13 protein-coding genes and 1 tRNA gene are annotated in these 17,617 nt (G+C 69.7%); 9 read left to right on the top strand and 5 right to left on the bottom strand.

Features of this window, described 5'->3' with window-relative positions; genetic code table 11:
* Nucleotides 1-615: 615 nt before the first annotated feature.
* On the bottom strand, nt 616-2,238 hold the full coding sequence (gene groL, locus PROPJV5_RS11855) for a chaperonin GroEL (protein ID WP_119716572.1): 1,623 nt from the start codon (nt 2,236-2,238) through the stop codon (nt 616-618).
* Between the two features lie 368 nt (nt 2,239-2,606).
* On the bottom strand, nt 2,607-2,885 hold the full coding sequence (locus PROPJV5_RS11850; protein WP_119716571.1) for a DUF3263 domain-containing protein: 279 nt from the start codon (nt 2,883-2,885) through the stop codon (nt 2,607-2,609).
* 188 nt (nt 2,886-3,073) lie between these two features.
* On the opposite strand from PROPJV5_RS11850, the gene manA reads away from it, so the two are divergent.
* The 3 genes from manA to PROPJV5_RS11835 all read left to right on the top strand — a co-directional run bounded on the left by manA (nt 3,074) and on the right by PROPJV5_RS11835 (nt 7,132).
* The gene (gene manA / locus PROPJV5_RS11845; protein WP_119716570.1) at nt 3,074-4,264 is read left to right on the top strand and encodes a mannose-6-phosphate isomerase, class I; all 1,191 of its coding nucleotides are present in this window, start codon (nt 3,074-3,076) and stop codon (nt 4,262-4,264) included.
* Nucleotides 4,265-4,376: 112 nt separating this feature from the next.
* Nucleotides 4,377-4,452: transfer RNA gene (locus PROPJV5_RS11840), tRNA-Thr, on the top strand.
* 418 nt (nt 4,453-4,870) lie between these two features.
* Entirely contained in the window at nt 4,871-7,132 is a 2,262-nt protein-coding gene (locus PROPJV5_RS11835; protein WP_119716569.1) for an MMPL family transporter, read from the top strand.
* Nucleotides 7,133-7,261: 129 nt separating this feature from the next.
* Here the strand turns inward: PROPJV5_RS11835 and PROPJV5_RS11830 are convergent, their stop codons facing one another.
* Both PROPJV5_RS11830 and PROPJV5_RS11825 read right to left on the bottom strand, forming a co-directional pair.
* Nucleotides 7,262-9,004, bottom strand: a complete 1,743-nt coding sequence (locus tag PROPJV5_RS11830; RefSeq protein ID WP_119716568.1) for a potassium channel family protein — start codon at nt 9,002-9,004, stop codon at nt 7,262-7,264.
* A gap of 7 nt (nt 9,005-9,011) precedes the next feature.
* Nucleotides 9,012-9,395, bottom strand: coding sequence for a DUF6394 family protein (locus PROPJV5_RS11825; RefSeq protein WP_119716567.1), 384 nt, complete (start codon nt 9,393-9,395; stop codon nt 9,012-9,014).
* A gap of 83 nt (nt 9,396-9,478) precedes the next feature.
* Here PROPJV5_RS11825 and PROPJV5_RS11820 point away from each other — a divergent pair, with 83 nt between their 5' ends.
* The gene (locus PROPJV5_RS11820) at nt 9,479-9,997 is read left to right on the top strand and encodes an O-acetyl-ADP-ribose deacetylase (RefSeq protein WP_119716566.1); all 519 of its coding nucleotides are present in this window, start codon (nt 9,479-9,481) and stop codon (nt 9,995-9,997) included.
* A gap of 23 nt (nt 9,998-10,020) precedes the next feature.
* On the opposite strand, the gene PROPJV5_RS11815 is transcribed toward PROPJV5_RS11820, so the two are convergent.
* Complete coding sequence (locus tag PROPJV5_RS11815) at nt 10,021-10,884, bottom strand: DedA family protein (protein WP_239018497.1); 864 nt, start codon at nt 10,882-10,884, stop codon at nt 10,021-10,023.
* A 245-nt stretch (nt 10,885-11,129) separates the two neighbouring features.
* Here PROPJV5_RS11815 and PROPJV5_RS11810 point away from each other — a divergent pair, with 245 nt between their 5' ends.
* The 5 genes from PROPJV5_RS11810 to PROPJV5_RS11790 are packed head-to-tail and all read left to right on the top strand — an operon-like array spanning nt 11,130 to nt 17,552.
* On the top strand, nt 11,130-11,888 hold the full coding sequence (locus PROPJV5_RS11810; protein ID WP_119716564.1) for an energy-coupling factor transporter transmembrane component T: 759 nt from the start codon (nt 11,130-11,132) through the stop codon (nt 11,886-11,888).
* 1 nt (nt 11,889) lies between these two features.
* The gene (locus PROPJV5_RS11805; protein ID WP_119716563.1) at nt 11,890-13,374 is read left to right on the top strand and encodes an ABC transporter ATP-binding protein; all 1,485 of its coding nucleotides are present in this window, start codon (nt 11,890-11,892) and stop codon (nt 13,372-13,374) included.
* Nucleotides 13,371-14,015: an MptD family putative ECF transporter S component gene (locus PROPJV5_RS11800; protein WP_119716562.1), complete on the top strand. Its 645-nt coding sequence runs from the start codon at nt 13,371-13,373 to the stop codon at nt 14,013-14,015. Before PROPJV5_RS11805 ends, PROPJV5_RS11800 begins: the two co-directional genes overlap by 4 nt.
* A 32-nt stretch (nt 14,016-14,047) precedes the next feature.
* Nucleotides 14,048-15,820, top strand: coding sequence for an ABC transporter ATP-binding protein (locus PROPJV5_RS11795; protein ID WP_119716561.1), 1,773 nt, complete (start codon nt 14,048-14,050; stop codon nt 15,818-15,820).
* Nucleotides 15,813-17,552 carry an ABC transporter ATP-binding protein gene (locus PROPJV5_RS11790; protein ID WP_119716560.1) on the top strand — a complete coding sequence of 580 codons (1,740 nt, stop codon included), beginning with the start codon at nt 15,813-15,815 and terminating at the stop codon, nt 17,550-17,552. The genes PROPJV5_RS11795 and PROPJV5_RS11790 overlap by 8 nt, the downstream gene beginning before the upstream one ends.
* The last annotated feature ends 65 nt before the right edge of the window (nt 17,553-17,617 follow it).

Genomic DNA, 17,617 nt, shown 5'->3' with positions numbered 1-17,617 from the left:
CAAAAAGATTGGCACCCAATCAAAACAAAAAACTAGAAGCACGCTGTTGAGTTATCAAGAAACAACCACACACCACAACACCAGCACAAAACCAGCACCACGGCGGCAGCCCATTCATTGTAGACCTCGCGCAGCCGATTTCAAAATCGGATCTACCCGAGATCCAGCAGGACGACCAGCTCGAGATCAGCAGCCGAGAGGCACCTGAAACCCTTGCCGGAAGCCCTTCTTGAGTTGTCACACTGCCTTGCGGCAGCTCGGAGAACATTACCCCGATCACCACCGGGACGCAAGCCGAGTCCTCCATCAGCACCCCGGCCCACTGCAACAACCCAGCCAATACCCTAGTCAACCACCACTTTGTTGCCATCGCGGGCAAGGGTACGTGCCACGCGAGGCGGTCACGAACCGGCGTCCCTCCCGTGCCTCCCGGTCCAGGCCCTGCGCCCATCCACCCCGAGCCGCTGCCGCCCTCGACGACCGGGCGTCGAGAGTGGTCCTGCATCCAGCCGTCTGGGCTCGACCGATTCCCCGCCCGGTGAAACGCGTGAGAGACCGGCCCGCAGGCGGGCCGGCCTCTCACAAGGACTCAGCGAGTCATCTCAGGGTGGCGGATCAGTACATGCCACCCATGCCGTCGTCAGGGGCCGGAGTGGCGGGCTTCGGCTCGGGCTTGATGGCAATGACGGCCTCGGTCGTCAGGAAGAGCCCGGCGATGGAGGCGGCGTTCTGCAGCGCGGAACGAGTCACCTTGGCCGGGTCAATGATGCCCGCGGCGACCATGTCGACGTACTCCTCCGTCGCGGCGTTCAGGCCCTGGCCCTTGGGGAGGCTCTTGACCTTCTCCGCCACGACACCTCCCTCAAGACCGGCGTTCACGGCGATCTGCTTCAGCGGGGCCTCGACGGCGGTGAAGACGATCTGCGCACCGATCTCCTCGTCACTCGTGAGACCGGCGGGCAGCCCGGCGGCCGCTGCGGCCTGGATGAGGGCGACACCACCACCGGGGAGGATGCCCTCCTCCACAGCGGCCTTGGCGTTGCGGACGGCGTCCTCGATGCGGTGCTTGAGCTCGGAGGCCTCGACCTCGGTGGCGGCACCGACCTTGATGACGGCGACACCGCCGGCGAGCTTGGCCAGACGCTCCTGGAGCTTCTCGCGGTCGTAATCGGAGTCGGAGTTCTCGATCTCGACACGGATCTGCTTGATGCGCCCCTGGATCTGGTCCTTGTCACCGGCGCCGTCGACGATGGTCGTGGCGTCCTTGGTGACGTTGACGGAGCGGGCGCGGCCGAGCATCTCGATCGGCAGGGTGTCGAGCGAGAGACCGACGGTGTCGGAGACGACCTGACCACCGGTGAGGGTGGCGATGTCACCGAGCATGGCACGACGACGGTCGCCAAAGGCCGGGGCCTTGACGGCGACGGACTTGAAGGTGCCGCGGATCTTGTTGACGACCAGGCCGGCAAGGGCCTCGCCGTCGACGTCCTCTGCGATCACCAGGAGCGGCTTGCCGGTCTGCTGAACCTTCTCGAGGATGGGCAGCAGGTCCTTCAGGGACGAGACCTTGCCGTCGACGATGAGCACGTAGGGGTCGTCGAGGACGGCCTCCATGCGCTCGGTGTCGGTGACGAAGTAGGGGCTGATGTAGCCCTTGTCGAAGTTCATGCCCTCGGTGAGCTCGAGTTCGAGGCCGAAGGTGTTGGAGTCCTCGACGGTGATGACACCTTCCTTGCCGACCTTGTCCATGGCCTCGGCGATCTGGTCGCCGACAGCCGGGTCGCCGGCGGAGATGGAGGCGGTCTGAGCGATCTGCTCGCGCGTCTCGACGTCGATGGCCAGCTTGCTCAGCTCGGCAGAGATGGCCTCGGTCGCCTTCTCGATGCCGCGCTTGAGCTCGATCGGGTTGGCCCCGGCGGTGACGTTGCGCAGGCCCTCGTGCACCATAGCCTGGGCGATGACAGTGGCGGTGGTGGTGCCGTCACCGGCGATGTCGTCCGTCTTCTTGGCGACCTCCTTCACCAGCTCGGCGCCGATCTTCTCGTACGGATCGGAGAGTTCGATCTCCTTGGCGATGGAGACGCCGTCGTTGGTGATCGTCGGGGCGCCCCACGACTTCTCCAGGACGACGTTGCGGCCCTTGGGGCCGAGCGTCACCTTCACCGCATTGGCGAGGGTGTTCATGCCCTCTTCGAGGCCGCGGCGAGCCTCGCTGTCGAATTCAATGAGCTTTGCCATGTTCGGTGGGAATCCTCCCGCGCCGGTCGCCCGGCGCTTCGTTGTCCGCGTCGGCCGGGCCGGCGCTTCGTTGTCAATGTGAGACGGATCGACGATGCCCGCGACGGACGGCTCTTGCGAGCCTCACCCCCGATCCTCGGGTGGCACTCAGCCACACCGAGTGCTGACCACATTTTTAGCACTCGAACATGGCGAGTGCAAAAGTTTTTGATCGCAGAGTTGAGCCTCCTTGACTCAATCCGCAGAAGCCTAGTGGGCGCAGGGGATGAGACAGATGAGTCTGGCCCCCGGCGCCGCTGCTCGCGCAGACGCGCGGGACCCCGCCGACAGGGGAGCGACCAGGAGCCGGGAGAAAGGAAGAGGAGGGGTCAGCGAGCCAGCCGGTGAGCCGAGCGATCACGGTGACGCTGTTCACGCAGGCGACGCAGGCGCTTGACCAGCAGGGGGTCGTGCTCGAGGGCCTCGGGGCGGTCGATGAGGGCGTTGAGGATCTGGTAGTAGCGGGCCGATGACAGACCGAAGCGGTCGCGGATCTCCTGCTCCTTGGAGACACGGGCCGTCCACCAGGACTTCTCGAAGTCGAGGATGGCGGCGTCGCGCTCGGACAGGACGCCGGCCCGGTCGGTCTCGTGCATCACCTGGGACATGCCCCGATTCTAGCCCACCGGAATGACACCGCTGTCATTCATGGCTGCCCTGGCAATGCCCCCCGCATGGGCGTCCCGCATGGCGAAGCAAGTGGGTCCGTGACACTATAAGCGGGAAGACCTGACACAGGCGGTCCAAGGGGGTCGGTCGGTCTGTGACTGCGCGCCACATCAAGGAAGGACCACTCATGCGACCACTGACGGGCGTCGTGAAGAACTACGCCTGGGGTTCCCCTGACGCCATCCCGGCGATTCTCTGCAGGGAACCCGACGGCATGCCTCAGGCCGAGTACTGGCTGGGCGCTCACCCCACCAGTCCGGCGGTCGTCGGCGACACGACACTCGACCAGGTCGTCGCCGCCAGACCCGAGGTCCTCGGGGCGGCCCGGGAACGCTTCGACGGGCAGTTCCCCTATCTGCTGAAGATCCTGGCGGCGGCCCGTCCGCTGAGCCTCCAGGCCCATCCCTCGCACGACCAGGCACTCGCCGGTTTCGCGGCCGAGGAGGCCCTGGGCATCCCGATCGACGACCCCACGCGTACCTACAAGGACACCTGGCCCAAGCCGGAACTGCTCGTCGCGCTCGGTCCCTTCGAGGCCCTGTGGGGCTTCCGTGACCCGCTCAGGACGGCCGAGCTCTTCGACGCCCTCAAGCCACGCGAGTCGCTGGAGCCGCTGATCGGTCCCCTGCGCCATCGTGGCGCCGAGGCCGGCCTGGCCGAGGTCTTCCTGGAGTGCCTGTGCCCCGACGAGGCGCACCAGGCCATGATCAACGGCGTACTCAGCGCGGCGCTCGACCACGCCGACGACAAGGGGCCGACGGGGGACTTCGCGCGCCTGGCCATCCACCTAGACGAGTTCTACCCCAGCGATCCGACGATCCTCGCCGCGCTCCTGCTCAACCACGTGCACCTGAGCGCCGGACAGGGGCTGCACGTCCCGGCCGGCGTGCTGCACGCCTACCTGAACGGCACCGGAATCGAGATCATGGCGAGTTCGGACAACGTCGTGCGCGGCGGCCTGACCCCGAAGCACATCGATGTCGACGCCCTCGTCTCGCTGCTGCGTTTCATGCCGGGAGAGCCCGACATCATCACGGCATCCCCCATCGGAGCCGGCATCGCGTACTACCCGACCGACGACCCCGAGTTCTCGCTGTGGCGGGCCGAACTGGCGCTGGACCGCCCGGCCGAGCTGCCCGGCGCCGGCCGCGCGCGGATCCTGCTCGTCATCGAGGGCCACGTCATGATCCAGGACGGACAGGGCGGCGACCTCGGCGAGATACACCAGGGACAGTCGGTCTTCTTCGAGGCCGACGAGCAGATCCGCCTGCGCGGCAACTGCCTGGCCTTCATCGCGGCCTCCGGCGAACCCGACTGAGCAGGACCCCGCACGGCCGTAGCCGTCGGCGATTGGCCGGATCCGGTGCGGGACGGCACAATGGTTCTTGCTCGCCGGCCCCGCCGAGCGGGCAGCCGGCCAGTCCGGCGACGCCTCCGTAGCTCAGCGGCCAGAGCATTCGCCTTGTAAGCGAAGGGTCGAGGGTTCGACTCCCTCCGGGGGCTCCACGACATGGGACGGCCCCATCGCTGGGATGCCTGCTCGGATGAGACGCCCTTCATCGAGCACAAGATCTGGTCCGCACCCCGCACAGTGTGCGCTCGATGGGCGATGATGTTTCGGTCGCCGGTACTTGCTTCAACCTGGGTGGCCGCCGTCGCCCTGGCAGCCCTCGCACGCCAACGCATCACCGGCACCCAACCCCCACACTGACCGCTGTCCGAGACATGAGGCCTCGGTGCTGCGGACCGGTGTGAGCCTGCCCAGGTGCAGCGCACTCTCCGGCCCGGTTTCGGGACTCACGGCGGGCAGGCCGGACGCCCAAGCCGTCGTGCCCGGGAACCGGGCACGACGAGACCTAAGGGGCAGCGATCCTGCGCCCTGGCCGCTGCGATAATGCTCGGGTAGCCAGACAAGGGAGCCGCCATGTTCACCCGTATCGGCCGCGTCGTGTCCGGTCACCCGGTGGGTTTCGTCATCGGGTGGGCGGTGCTGCTGGCGGTCATGACCACCCTGGCCGTCCAGGGGTTGGGCACCGGTGGTCTCTTCGACCGGCTGGCGAGCACGGAGGCCACGACGCCCGACAGCGACTCCGAGGTCGTCTACTCGCTGACCCTCTCCGACGACGACAGCGGCGAGACGGTCATCGTCGTCGCCGGCGGGGTCGACGTGGCGGGCGACTGGCCGGGGGTCGCGGCGGCGGCCACCGCGGCCCGCGGCGAGCTGGCCGGCATCGACGGCGTCGCCTCCGTCCATGACGCCTTCATGCTGCCCGACCCCACATCGCAGGAGGCCCTGGCGCTGCTGTCGAGCAACGGCGACGGCTTCGCCACGCTCGTCACCCTCGACGAGGGGCTCGGCGACCACGAGTCCCAGGACGCCAACGAACGGGTCGCCGAGGCCGCCCAGGGGGCCTGGCTCGACGCGCTGCACGAGTACGACGCCACGGCGAACGCGCACACCGTGTCGACCACCCTCATCGCCGACTCCATCACCGACCTGGTGCAGGAGGACCTCGTGCGAGGTGAGTCGGTGAGCCTGCCGGTGGCGCTCGTCCTGCTGGTGATCGTCTTCGGCGGCCTGCTCGCCGCGGGGCTGCCGCTGGTCGGGGCGGTCGTCTCGATCCTCGTCGGTCTGGGCGCACTGTGGTGCCTCACCTTCGTCCAGGACGTCAACTCCTTCATCCTCAACGTCATCTCGATCATCGGACTGGCCCTGTCGATCGACTACGGCCTGCTGCTCGTCAGCCGTTACCGCGAGGAGGCGGCCGCCCAGCTGGCCGGGGCGGGCGGCGAACTGCCCGCCGGGGACGAGATGAAGGCCCTCGTGAGGGCCACCGTCGTGCGCACGGTCGCCACCGCGGGCCGCACCGTCTCGTTCTCGGCGCTGACCATCGCCTGCTCGATCGCCGGCCTGTTCGTCATGCGCTCCCCCATCCTCAGGACGATCGGCGCCGGCGCGGTCATCGTCACCCTGCTCGCCGTGTCGTGCACGCTCACGCTCGTGCCGGCGATCATCACGCTGCTCGGCGCCCGCCTCGTCCGCCCCAGCGCCCTGAGCCGGGTGCCGGGGCTGCGGCGCGTGCTCGCCGCAGTGGGCGACAGCTCGTCCGACGACGGCGTGTTCAGCCGCCTGTCGCGCCGCGTCGTGGCGCACCCGTGGATCGTCATGCTCGCCGTCGTCGCGCTGCTGGCCGCCATGGCCTCCCCCATCGGCTCGCTGCGCCTGCGCACCAACTTCGCCGAGTACATGCCCGCCGGCTCCGACGTGCACGCCGGCTACGACATCCTCCAGGAGGACTACCCGGCGCTGGCCAGCCCGACGATCAGCATCGTCGCGCAGACCGACCCGCCCGACACGGCCGGGTTCGTGTCAGACCTCGGCGCCATGGACGGCGTCACCCACGTCACGGCCACCGATCTTGCCGACCACGAGCACATGACGCTCATCAGCGTCCTCATGGACGTGGACGACCCGGTCGGCCCGCGAGCCACCGACGCCGTCGACCAGATCCGCGCGATGGACCCCGGCTACCGGGTCTGGGTGGGCGGACAGGCAGCCCAGCAGACCGACTTCACCGACTCGATCGCACAGGGCGCGCCCTGGGCGGCGCTCATCGTCGTCGCGGCCGTCCTCGTGCTGCTGTTCTGCATGACCGGCTCGTTCGTCGTCCCGCTGAAGGCGCTCATCATCAACACCTTCTCGCTGGTCGCCTCACTGGGGGCGACGGCCTGGCTGTTCGAGGGCGGCCACCTGGGGCTGCCGCGCACCGCAGGTCTGGAGACCTTCATCGTGGCCTGCCTCATGGCCTTCGGCTTCGGCCTGGCGATGGACTACGAGGTCTTCCTGCTGGCCCGCATCGCCGAGTACTGGCAGGCCGGCTACGACAACGACGAGGCAGTCGCCCGCGGCCTGCAGCGCTCGGGGCGGATCATCACCTCGGCGGCCGCCATCATCATCGCCGTCTTCCTGGGTTTCGTCTCGGGCGAGATGATCGCCATCAAGCAGATCGGGGTGGGACTGGCCATCATGGTCGCCGCCGACGCCACCCTCGTGAGGCTGCTGCTCGTGCCGGCGACGATGACGGTGCTCGGGCAGTGGAACTGGTGGGCCCCCGAGCCGCTGGCCAGGCTGTACCGGCGCCTCGGCGGGCAGGACCGGGTGAAGGACGGCGCGGCGCAGCAGTGACATCCCTCGCCCGGCCCCGCCGGGGACGGCCGGGACTTACCACGGCGAACACCAGGAGAGGAGAGCGACAGCCCCCCGCCCCGAGCGGGGCGGCCGGGGCAAGGACGTCATCGCAGCAGCGATGTCCCGTCAGCCGTTGCGCCTGCGGCGGGCCTGGCTGATCCTCCGCCACAGGGCACCGCCGGTGCCCTCCTGCCCGGTCTGCACGTAGCAGAGCGCGTTGGGGTTGCGCAGCACGACCTCGACGTCGATGCGCCCGCGCACCGAGCCGGCGACGAGCAGCCGGTCGCCGGTCTTCAGTTCGAACTCGGGACCCGGCCGGTCGATCGTCTTGGCGCCGCGCCGGATCATGAGGACGACGGCCTCGCTGCGCCAGCCGCGCGAGGTCGGATCCGTCAGCAGGTGCTCCACCGTGACGGTGCGGCCCTGAGCCAGCACCTCGCAGACCGCCTCGGCGCCGTGGTGGCGCAGTACGACGTCCCACAGCTCCGGGATGCGGCCGCGCCCGTAACGGGCCAGCCGGTCGCACAGCAGCTTGCACTCCTTCTCGGAGTACTGGCTGATGCGCTTGAGGTACTGGCCGAGCAGGGGCGTGGTGATGCGCGCCAGGAACTCCTGGGCGACGATGTGGCTCGGCACCATGGACAGGTCATCGGTGAAGGCGTCGAACAGCGGTGCGTTGGCGGTCTGGTTCTGGCGGGTGACGATGAAGATGTCGGGGTTAAGGTCGCGGGCGGTCACGGCGATGGCGAGGTTCTTCGTGTCGGACGCGTTGCCGGCGACGAGGCCGTCGGCCTCCTTGACGCCGGCGGCGAGTAGCGACTCGGAGTCGATGCCCGAACCGCGCACGTCCACGCCGCCCTCGTCGTAGTGGGCGATGTCGATGACCGACACCTCGATGCCCGAACCGCGCAGCTCCTCGACCATGGCGTGGCCGAAGCGCCCGAACCCGCACATGATCCACTTGCCGCGCGGCGGCTGGCGGGGTTCTGGCATCGGCTCGCCCTTGAGCCCGACGAGGGTCTCGCGGAGCCGGTAGCGCTCGGGGGTCGTGATGGCGGCGGTGAGCTGGCGCGCGAACCGTTCGAAGGGGTTGACGACCAGGTCGCCGCCGAAGACACCGACATGGGTCTCGGTCTCCTGGTTGCGGATGCGCGCCAGGACGGCGACGCGCGGGGCGAGCAGCCGGGTGGTGACGGCGATGGCCTGGTTCTTCTCGTCGTCGTCGGTCAGGGCCATGACGCCGCGGCAGTGCGGTGCGAGCAGGCCCGCGTTCGCCAGCACCTGCGGCTGGGAGGCGTCGGCGGCGATGAGCGGCGGGTCCTGGTGGAACTCCTCCAGCCGCAGCCGGGCCAGCCGTTCATCGTCGCGTTCGATGACGACGAACCGCAGGTTGAGACGGTCGAGGCCGTGGCAGACGAGCGTGCCGGTCTCGCCGGCGCCGACGACGATGTAGAAGGGCTCGCGGATCGAGTAGATCTTGCGGACGCCGCGGGACTGGCGCACGGCGTTCTGGAAGGAGTTCTCCTGCAGCAGGGCCAGGATGCTCACCAGCGAGTAGTACCAGCCGATGACGGTCGCGTAGATCGTGCCGAGCATCCACAGTCGCTGGGCCGTGGAGTAGGCCTCCGGGATCTCGCCGAGCCCGATCGTCGTGCCGGTGAAGCTCACGACGTAGAAGGCCGTGAACATGTCCATCGGCTCGGTGGGATTGCCCTGTGCGTCGACGCCGGGGATGAGGCTCAGCCCGATGGTGCACACCGCGTAGATCCCGACGAGCAAGAGCAGCGGGAACCGCATCCTTCGCAGGATGAGGAAGAAGACGTCGGTCAACGCCCCTTGGCGGCGCGTCCGCGTTGAGCTTGCGGGCATGGCGGACTCAACGCCTGATCTGGATGATCTCGCTGATCAGGAGGACGACCGAGATGAGATTGGCCAGCAGGGCGCCGCCCGACATCGAGACGATGAGGGAGATGTGCTCGGACGTCATCGTCGTCGCGGCGATCTGGGTCGCCCACACCCAGATGATCGCGGCGGCCGCCAGCTGAAGGTCCGCGACCAGCGAGGTGGCCAGGTGGACGGCGCCCAACTGGGTGCGGTCGCCGAACTTCAGCACGGTGGTGATGAGGCTCACGACCAGTGCCGCTGCCAGCTCATAGCCGTTGTGCTGGGCCGGGTCGTCGATCCGCCCCAGGAAGAAGCCGAGGTTCAGTGTGGCGGCAAGGGTGACGAAGAAGCCGAAGACGACTTTTTCCAGGTTCATGACACTCCGATCCTGACGCTCTCGCCCACATTATTACCGACCCGCGTCGTGACCAATCGATCCCTCCGCGTCACAATGACCTCATGGACATTCAGGTCGTGCGCGCAGACATCACCACGGTAGCGGCCGATGCCATCGTCAACGCCGCGAACCCATCGCTGCTGGGCGGCGGCGGGGTGGACGGCGCCATCCACCGGGCAGGCGGCCCGGCCGTGCTGGAGGCCTGCCGAGAGTTACGGGCGACGAGCCTGCCCGACGGGCTGCCGCGCGGGCAGGCCGTGGCGACGACGGCCGGGCGGTTGCCGGCGCGCTGGGTGATCCACACCGCCGGCCCGGTCTTCTCCCGCACCCAGGACCGTGCGCAGGTCCTCGCCGACTGCTACCGCAACTGCCTGGCAGTGGCCGACGAGCTGGGCGCGGCCAGTGTCGCCTTCCCCACGATCTCGGCCGGTGTCTACGGGTGGCCGACGGCGGACGCGACCCGCATCGCGGTGGACACGCTCGCCGAGACGCCCACGCGGGTGGGCACGGCGATCCTCGTGGCCTTCGGCGACGAGGCGTACGAGGGCTACCTACGGGCGCTGGCGGAACGCCGGGGCTGAGGACGGGCGGCGCCGGGGCGGCGTCAGGCCCGCGCCGCTTCCCTGCTCTTGCGCCAGGAGCTGCCGAAGGCGACGACGAAGACGACCACGACGAGGGCGATCGCCACGTAGTTGGCGATCCTGGAGTAGACATCGAGCACCGCGGTGATGGGTGCGCCGACCAGGTAGCCGATGCCGGTGCAGCCGAGCAGCCAGATGAGGCAGACGGTGCAGTCCATGGCGAGGAAGCGCCGCACGCTCATCCGGTTGGCCCCGGCCAGGACGAAGACGACGGCCATGAGCGGCAGCGGGATGGGCACGTAGGCCAGGAACATGCCGAGCCAGCCGGCCTTGTCGGCCCAGCGTTCGACCCTCTCGTAGCGGCGCCGGGCGCGTTCGGAGCGGCCGGCCCAGACCTCGATCATGCCGCGGCCCCACAGCTTGCCGGCCCACCAATACACCCAGTCGAACTTGCAACTCGTGACGGTGCCGGCCACCAGGACGAGCACCCAGGGGATCATCGAGCGGTAGCCGCCCTCGCTCATCACGGCGCCGAACGTGGCGGCGCCAGTGCGTGAGCCGGTGACGGCCACCAGCACGGGGATGCGGCCGACGGCGCCGAGCAGCCAGGCCCGCAGCGGCATCATGGCGAGGCCGACGACACCGATGACGCCCATCCAGGCGAGACAGGCGATGTCGGACCTGCCGGGTTTGTGCCGCCAGGGCATGGCGGGGTCGTCCCACCAGTCCTTCTCCTCATCGGCCGGGACGGCGGCCAGGGCATCACCCGGCGCCCCGGCGGCCCGGGTGGAGGCTCCGGGATGCTCGTCGGCGGCGCCATGCGGGGCGAGAAGGTCGGCGGGCGCATCCTGGACGGGCTCGGCGGCGCGCCTGGGCTCATGACTCACGTGGCCTAGGCTACCTGCGCGCCGGAGCACGATGACGGGTTCCAGCTGCTGGGCACGGCTCCGTCCAACTCTGACGGGGCGGGCCCCGGGCATCGCTTTCGCCCGCGGGATCGTCTCCCGGCCACCAGAACGGGGATTACCCGGCGAACAAGGTCTTACGCCCGGTCACGACAGTAGCCACGCCGACATTGAGCAATACGACATGCATATAGCGAAGGCTCACCTAAGAAGGTAACGTCGGATCGGTGGATCTGATAACCAGCACAGCGCAGGCGCTGTCGCCCACTCACCGCGACACCACCCAGGCCGCGGCCCCTGCCAAGCCCGATCTGAGGGCCGGCCTCGTGATGATCGCGGCGATGGCCGTCGAGTCGGCCGTCGTCCGCACCGGCCTCGGCTCGGTGCTTGCCACCCTCTTCGCGCTCACCCTGTGCCTCCTGCTCGGCGCGGCCCGGGGCGCCTGGAAGCTGGGCGCCGTCTACGCGCTCCTGCTGATCGCCCAGCGGCTGTGCACCATCGGCGGCGCCATCCCCCTGGTGCCCTTCCTCGGCATCGCACTCACCCTCGTCGTCAAGGCCTACCCGATCTACGTCACCGGTTGGCTCGTGTTCCGCTCGCTCCCGATGGGCGAGGTCATGGCGGCGATGCAGAAACTGCTCGTGCCCGGAACGCTCCTGGTCGTCCTCATCGTCGTCTACCGCTACGTGCCCACCCTCGTGGGCGAGATCCGCGTGATCCGCTCCGGCGCACGGCTGCGCCACGCCCAGCCCGCCTGGCGGCGCTGGGTGCGGCACCCGGTCACCCAGTGCGAGCATCTCGTCGTCCCGGTGCTCATGCGCACCGGCCGGATCGCCGACGAGCTGGCGGCCGTCGCAGTCTGCAAGGGGCTCGACCCAGACGCCCGCCGCACCGCCCTGGTCGCGCCGCGCGTCCAGCCCGTCGACGTGGCGCTGGCGGGCGCCTGCGTCGCGGCCGTCGCCGGGCTGAAGGTGCTGGTCGGCTGAGATGGGCATCGAGTTCCAGCAGTTCCGCGTCGCCTACCTGGGCGACGACGGCCCCCTGCCGCCGGCCCTGGAGGGCATCGACCTGCTGATCCCCGACGGGCAGACCGTCCTGCTCACCGGCCCCTCGGGGTGCGGCAAGACCACCGCCCTGCGCTCGATCAACGGGCTCGTTCCCGGGTTCCATGAGGCGCAGACACGCGGCGGGGTACTCGTCGACGGCTCGCCGGTGGCGCAGTACACCACGGCCGAGCTGGCGTCCCGTGTCGGCTACGTCTTCCAGGACCCCCGCTCGGAATTCTTCACCTTCGACGTGCGCAGCGAGCTGGCCTTCCCCTGCGAGAACGCGGGCATCGAGCCGGCCGAGATCACCCGGCGGATCGACGAGACTGCGGCGGCGGTGGGCCTCGAACACCTGCTGGGACGGGGGCTCGCGAGACTGTCCAGCGGCGAGAAGCAGAAGGTCGCCATCGGCGCCGCCCTCATGATGCGCCCGCGCATCCTGCTCTTCGACGAGCCCTCGGCCAACCTCGACACCGAGGCCCTGGCGATGCTCACCGGGGTGATCGGCTCGCTCAGGGCCCGCGGGGTGACGGTGGTTGTCGCCGACCACCGCCTCGGCTACCTGGACGGCGTCCTCGACCGTGTCGTCGTCATGGACCACGGCCGTGTCGTCACCGACCTGGGCGCCGACGACATCGCCGCCCGGGACGCCCAGTGGTTCACCGACCGGGGCCTGCGCCGGCTGCACCCGCCCGCCCTCGAGTCGCGCCCGTGCACCGGGCCGATCCCGGACGGCGGCCTGCACATCGCCTCGGCCCGCTTCGCCCACCCCGGCCACGACGTGCTGTGGAGCATCGACGACCTTCACCTGCCCGCCCGCGGCGTGGTGGGCGTCACCGGCGCCAACGGCTGCGGCAAGACGACGCTCGTCAGGTTCGTCCTCGGCCTGCTCGCCTGCCGGGGCGCCCGTGTCCGGCTCGGCGGCTCCGACTGGCCGCGCCGCCGGCGCACCCGCCAGTGCGCCTACGTCATGCAGGACGTCGAGTACCAGCTGCTCGGCGAATCGGTGCGCGCCGAACTGCTCATCGGCCCCGAACCGGGCGAGCGGACCCGACGGCGGGCCGACGAGCTGCTCGCCCGGATGGGGCTCGACGCGCTGGCCGGGCAGCACCCCCTGACCCTCTCCGGCGGCCAGAAGCAGCGCGTGGGCATCGCCCTGGCCTGCATGAAACAGGCCCCGGTCATCTGCCTCGACGAACCCACCAGCGGCCTCGACGCAGCCGCCATGCGCGCCCTCTCGGGACTGCTGCGGCAGGTCGCCGAGGAGGGCGCGCTCGTGCTCGTCATCACCCACGACACCGAGTTCGCCGCCGAGACCTTCGACCACGTGATCCGCATCGGCGACCGCCGGATGCGGCTGGAAGCCGTCACCTGCGGCCCGCACGGCGGCACCCGGCAACCCTCGACAGAACGGAGACATCCATGAGCCAGACCGAACCCGACACCGCCCAGGGCCGCACGGCGCCCCAGGAGCGGGCCCGGTACAAGAACTCGGCGGTCCGCGACTACGTGACGATGGGCGTGTTCATCGCCCTGTACATCGTGCTGTTCATGCTGTGCGGCATGGTCATGGCCGCCGTGCCGATCATCATGGTGCTGCTGCCGGTGATCTTCGGCCTGTTCGGCGGCCTGGTCTTCACCGTCCTGCTCGGCAAGGTGCAGCGCCCCGGCTCGTTCCTCATCACCGGCCTCATCCTCGGCCTGTGCCTCATCACGATGGCCCCCGGCGGCTCCATGTGCTACATGACGATCCTCGGCGGTGTCGTCGCCGAACTCATCTACTCCCGGCTCGGGCGCCGCTCCTTCCGCGCGATGACCGTCGCCTACAGCGCCTTCATCGCCTGCTACGCGATCGGCGAGTACATCCCCTTCGTCTGGATGAAGCAGGCCTACCTGGACCAGTACGCCGACAACGCCGCCCTCGAGGTGGCCCGCGCGGGCACGGAGCTGCTGAACCCGCTGACGATGGCCGTGTTCTGCGTGCTCGGCGTCGTGGCCGCGGTCATCGGCTGCCACTGGGGCCGCGCGCTGACGAGGAAGCAGTTCAAGCGGGCCGGCATCGTCTGACCGGCCCCGCCCGTCGAGGAGGGAAGCGTTCCATGAGCACACCACCACCTGCGGCCGGCAGGCCGCCGAAGAACGTCTGGGAGCTGACCGCCGGCGCGCACCGCTCGATGCTGCTCGGCGGCCTGGCCGCCTTCATCGGCTCGGCCCTGAAGATCGTGCCGTACATCGGGCTGGTCGAGATCGCCCGGGGGCTCTGGTCGGGCGCGCCACGGGCCCACCTGTGGGGCTGGGTCGTGGCGTCCGCCGCCGCCATGGTCGTGCACGGGGTCGCCTACACGGGCGCCGTCGGCGCGAACCACCGCACCGAGGCGGCGCTGCGCTACGAGCTGCGGCTGCGCCTGGTCGACAAGCTCAAGCACGTGCCGCTCGGCTGGTTCAACGACCGGTCCAGCGGCGTGGTCCGCAAGGCGATCACCTCGGACACCAGCTCGATCCACTCACTCGTCACGCACCTGTCGGGCGACCTGGCGAACACCCTGGGGGTCGTCGTCGTGGGCTTCGGCTATCTGCTGTGGCTGGACGCCCGCCTCGCCGGGGCGCTCATCGCCGGCTGGCTGCTGCTGCTCGCCCTGTGCATGCTGCCGAGCCTGCGGGCCATGGGCAGGAGCTTCGAGGACTACTCGGCCGCCGAACGCGAACTCGCCGCGGTGACCGTCGAGATGGTCGACGGCATCAAGGAGGTCAAGAACTTCGGCATGACCGCCACGGTGTTCGGCCGTTTCGACGCCGCCCGCAGGCGGCACGCCGACGTCTCAATGGAGTGGATGAACTCCTCGGGAATCGGGGTGGCGATCGTCGGCGCGGCCATGCAGCCGGCCACGATCCTGGCCCTCACCACCGGCATCGGCTACTGGTTCGTCCGCATGGGATGGACCCAGCCCCTCACGGTGCTCGCCTTCGCCCTCGTCTGGGTGGGCATCCCCGAGGGCCTCATGGCGCTGGTGCAGATCTTCCAGCAGGTCTACGCGGCGGCCGAGGCGGCGCGGTCAACCCTCGACGTACTGTCAGCCGAGGAACTGCCCGAGCCGGCCGCCCCGGCCGTGTACACCGCCGACCGCTCCCTCATCGAGCTGGAGCACGTGTCCTTCTCGTACGAGCCCGGCACACCGGTCATCAAGGACGTCAGCCTCACCTGCCGTCCCGGCACAGTGACCGCGCTCGTCGGCCCCTCCGGCGGTGGCAAGTCGACGCTGGCCAAACTCATCGCCCGCTTCTGGGACGTCGACTCGGGCCGGATCAAAATCGGCGGCGTCGACGTGCGCGACCAGACGAACCAGCAGCTCATGAGCTCGATGTCGCTCGTCTTCCAGGAGATCATGACCGCCACCGACACGGTCGCCCAAAACATCGCCCTGGGCAGGCCCGATGCCACCCGCGATGAGATCGTCGAGGCAGCCCGGGCGGCGCACATCCACGAGAGGATCATGACGCTGCCCGACGGCTACGACACGATGCTCGGGGAGGGCGCCGGTTTCCTGTCCGGCGGCGAGGCGCAGCGCCTGACCATCGCCCGCGCCTTCCTGGCCGCTCCCCCGATCCTCATCCTCGACGAGGCCACGGCCCAGGCCGACGCCCACTCCGAGCTGGAGATCCAGCGGGCCATCACCGCCCTGGCCCGGGGCAGGACGGTCGTGATGATCGCCCACCGGCTGTCGACCATCCGCAGCGCCGACCAGATCGCCGTCGTGGACGGCGGGCGAGTCGCCGAGGTCGGCACCCACGACCAGCTGCTGGCGGCCGGCGGGCAGTACGCCGAGCTGTGGGCCGCGCAGAACCAGACGATGACAGGAGCCCGGCATGCTTAGACGCTTCAACACCTTCTTCGACCGGCCCTCGACGATCTACCTGCTGATCGCCGGCTACGTCGTCGCGGCCGTCCTGCAGGGCATCGCCTTCAGCGCGTTCATCGGTTTCCTGCGCGCCTTCCTCGGACCCGACCCCTCCCGGGCGTGGGGCCCGATGTGGGTACTCATCGGGTTCGGCGCGGCCTCCTTCGTCGTCCAAGCCGCCACCCTGATCCGTGCGAACAGGGTGAGCGCCTACGACGTCTGCGGCAACGCCGTCGCACGGATCGGTTCGCGCGTCGTGCGGCTGCCGCTGGGCTGGTTCGACTCGGGTTCGGTCGGGCGGGTCTCCTCGGCCATCTCGACAGAGACCGACAACCTGTCGCACCTGGCCCCCGTCGTGCTGCCGCAGTTCATCTCGGGAATCGTCACCCCGCTCACGGTGATGGTCGTCACCTTCTGCTACGAGTGGCGTCTCGGCCTCATCATGGCCCTCGTGGTGCCGGTCGTCGTCCTGCTGTGGAACTGGGCCTCGCGGCTGCTCATGACAGAGCACCAGGAGGCGCCCGCCATCGCCGCACGGACCGCCTCGGCAACCATCGAGCACGCCCACCTGCAGCCGGTGCTGCGCGCCCAGGGCATCTCGGGCACCGCCTGGCCGCCCCTCGCGAAGGCCCTCGACGACGAGAACCGCGGGCTGGACGCGATCATGACGGCCCAGGGACGCCCGGCCATCGCCTTCGGCCTGCTCGGCCAGGCCTTCTTCGCCGCAGTACTGGCCGCCGGCCTGGGCGTCGTGCTGGGCGGCGGGCTCGACGTCGCCGCCTTCGTCGCCATCGGCGTCATGGCGGCCCGATTCACCACGCCCATCTCGCAGTCGGTGTTCTACGCCGCCGCCCTGCAGCAGGACATGGTGAGCCTCGACACGATCGAACAGATCGTCCAGACCCCGGCCCTGCCCGAGCCGGCGCACCCCCGGCACCCGTCGGGCACCGGCATCGTCCTGGACGATGTGGGTTTCGGCTACGAGGCCGACGACACGCTCTTCGAGCACCTGTCACTGCGCGCCGACGAGGGCCGGATCACCGCGCTGGTGGGCCCGTCGGGCTGCGGCAAGTCGACGATCGTCAAGCTCATCGCCCGCTTCTGGGACGTCGGCTCGGGCTCGATCAGTGTCGGCGGCGTCGACGTGCGGCGCATCGACTCCGCCGAGCTCATGGGCATGGTCTCGATGGTCTTCCAGGACGTCTACCTGTTCGACACGACGATCGCCGAGAACGTGCGCCTGTCCCGCCCGGACGCGAGCGAGGCGGAGCTGGCCGCAGCCATCTCGAGGGCCGGGCTGGACGCCGTCGTCGCCGCCCTGCCCGACGGCCTCGACACCCGGGTCGGTGAGGGCGGGCTGCGGCTGTCGGGGGGCGAGCGGCAGCGGGTCTCGATCGCCCGCGCCTTCCTGAAGGACTCCCCCATCCTGCTGCTGGACGAGATCACCTCGGCGCTGGACGCCGAGAACGAGTCGGCCATCACGCAGACGCTGGCCGAGCTGGCGGCCGGGCGGACGGTCGTCGTCATCGCCCACCGCCTGTCGACGATCATGAACGCCGACCAGGTCTACGTCCTGTCCGGGCGCGAGCACGGCGGCCCGACCCGCATCGTCGAGCAGGGCTCCCCGGCCGAGCTCGCCGCAGGTGACGGCATGTTCGCCGCGCTGGTGCAGGACTTCTGGCGGACCGCCCGCTGGAGCGTGCGCTGAGCGTCTCGCCCCTGGGGTGCGCGAGGCCCCGCTACCCGTCGGATTGTCGGGTGCGGGGCCTCGAT

The organism is Propionibacterium ruminifibrarum, assembly GCF_900289195.1.
GTDB lineage: Bacteria > Actinomycetota > Actinomycetes > Propionibacteriales > Propionibacteriaceae > Propionibacterium > Propionibacterium ruminifibrarum.
This window is presented reverse-complemented; position numbering and strand designations above follow the sequence as displayed.

Excerpts from the sequence above, each read along its gene's own strand:
- PROPJV5_RS11850 (WP_119716571.1), bottom strand. The coding sequence starts at position 2,885 with ATGTCCCAGGTGATGCACGAGACCGACCGGGCCGGCGTCCTGTCCGAG.
- PROPJV5_RS11820 (WP_119716566.1), top strand. The coding sequence starts at position 9,479 with ATGGACATTCAGGTCGTGCGCGCAGACATCACCACGGTAGCGGCCGAT.
- PROPJV5_RS11800 (WP_119716562.1), top strand. The coding sequence starts at position 13,371 with ATGAGCCAGACCGAACCCGACACCGCCCAGGGCCGCACGGCGCCCCAG.
- groL (WP_119716572.1), bottom strand. The coding sequence starts at position 2,238 with ATGGCAAAGCTCATTGAATTCGACAGCGAGGCTCGCCGCGGCCTCGAA.
- PROPJV5_RS11835 (WP_119716569.1), top strand. The coding sequence starts at position 4,871 with ATGTTCACCCGTATCGGCCGCGTCGTGTCCGGTCACCCGGTGGGTTTC.
- PROPJV5_RS11805 (WP_119716563.1), top strand. The coding sequence starts at position 11,890 with ATGGGCATCGAGTTCCAGCAGTTCCGCGTCGCCTACCTGGGCGACGAC.
- PROPJV5_RS11825 (WP_119716567.1), bottom strand. The coding sequence starts at position 9,395 with ATGAACCTGGAAAAAGTCGTCTTCGGCTTCTTCGTCACCCTTGCCGCC.
- PROPJV5_RS11790 (WP_119716560.1), top strand. The coding sequence starts at position 15,813 with ATGCTTAGACGCTTCAACACCTTCTTCGACCGGCCCTCGACGATCTAC.
- manA (WP_119716570.1), top strand. The coding sequence starts at position 3,074 with ATGCGACCACTGACGGGCGTCGTGAAGAACTACGCCTGGGGTTCCCCT.
- PROPJV5_RS11795 (WP_119716561.1), top strand. The coding sequence starts at position 14,048 with ATGAGCACACCACCACCTGCGGCCGGCAGGCCGCCGAAGAACGTCTGG.
- PROPJV5_RS11830 (WP_119716568.1), bottom strand. The coding sequence starts at position 9,004 with ATGCCCGCAAGCTCAACGCGGACGCGCCGCCAAGGGGCGTTGACCGAC.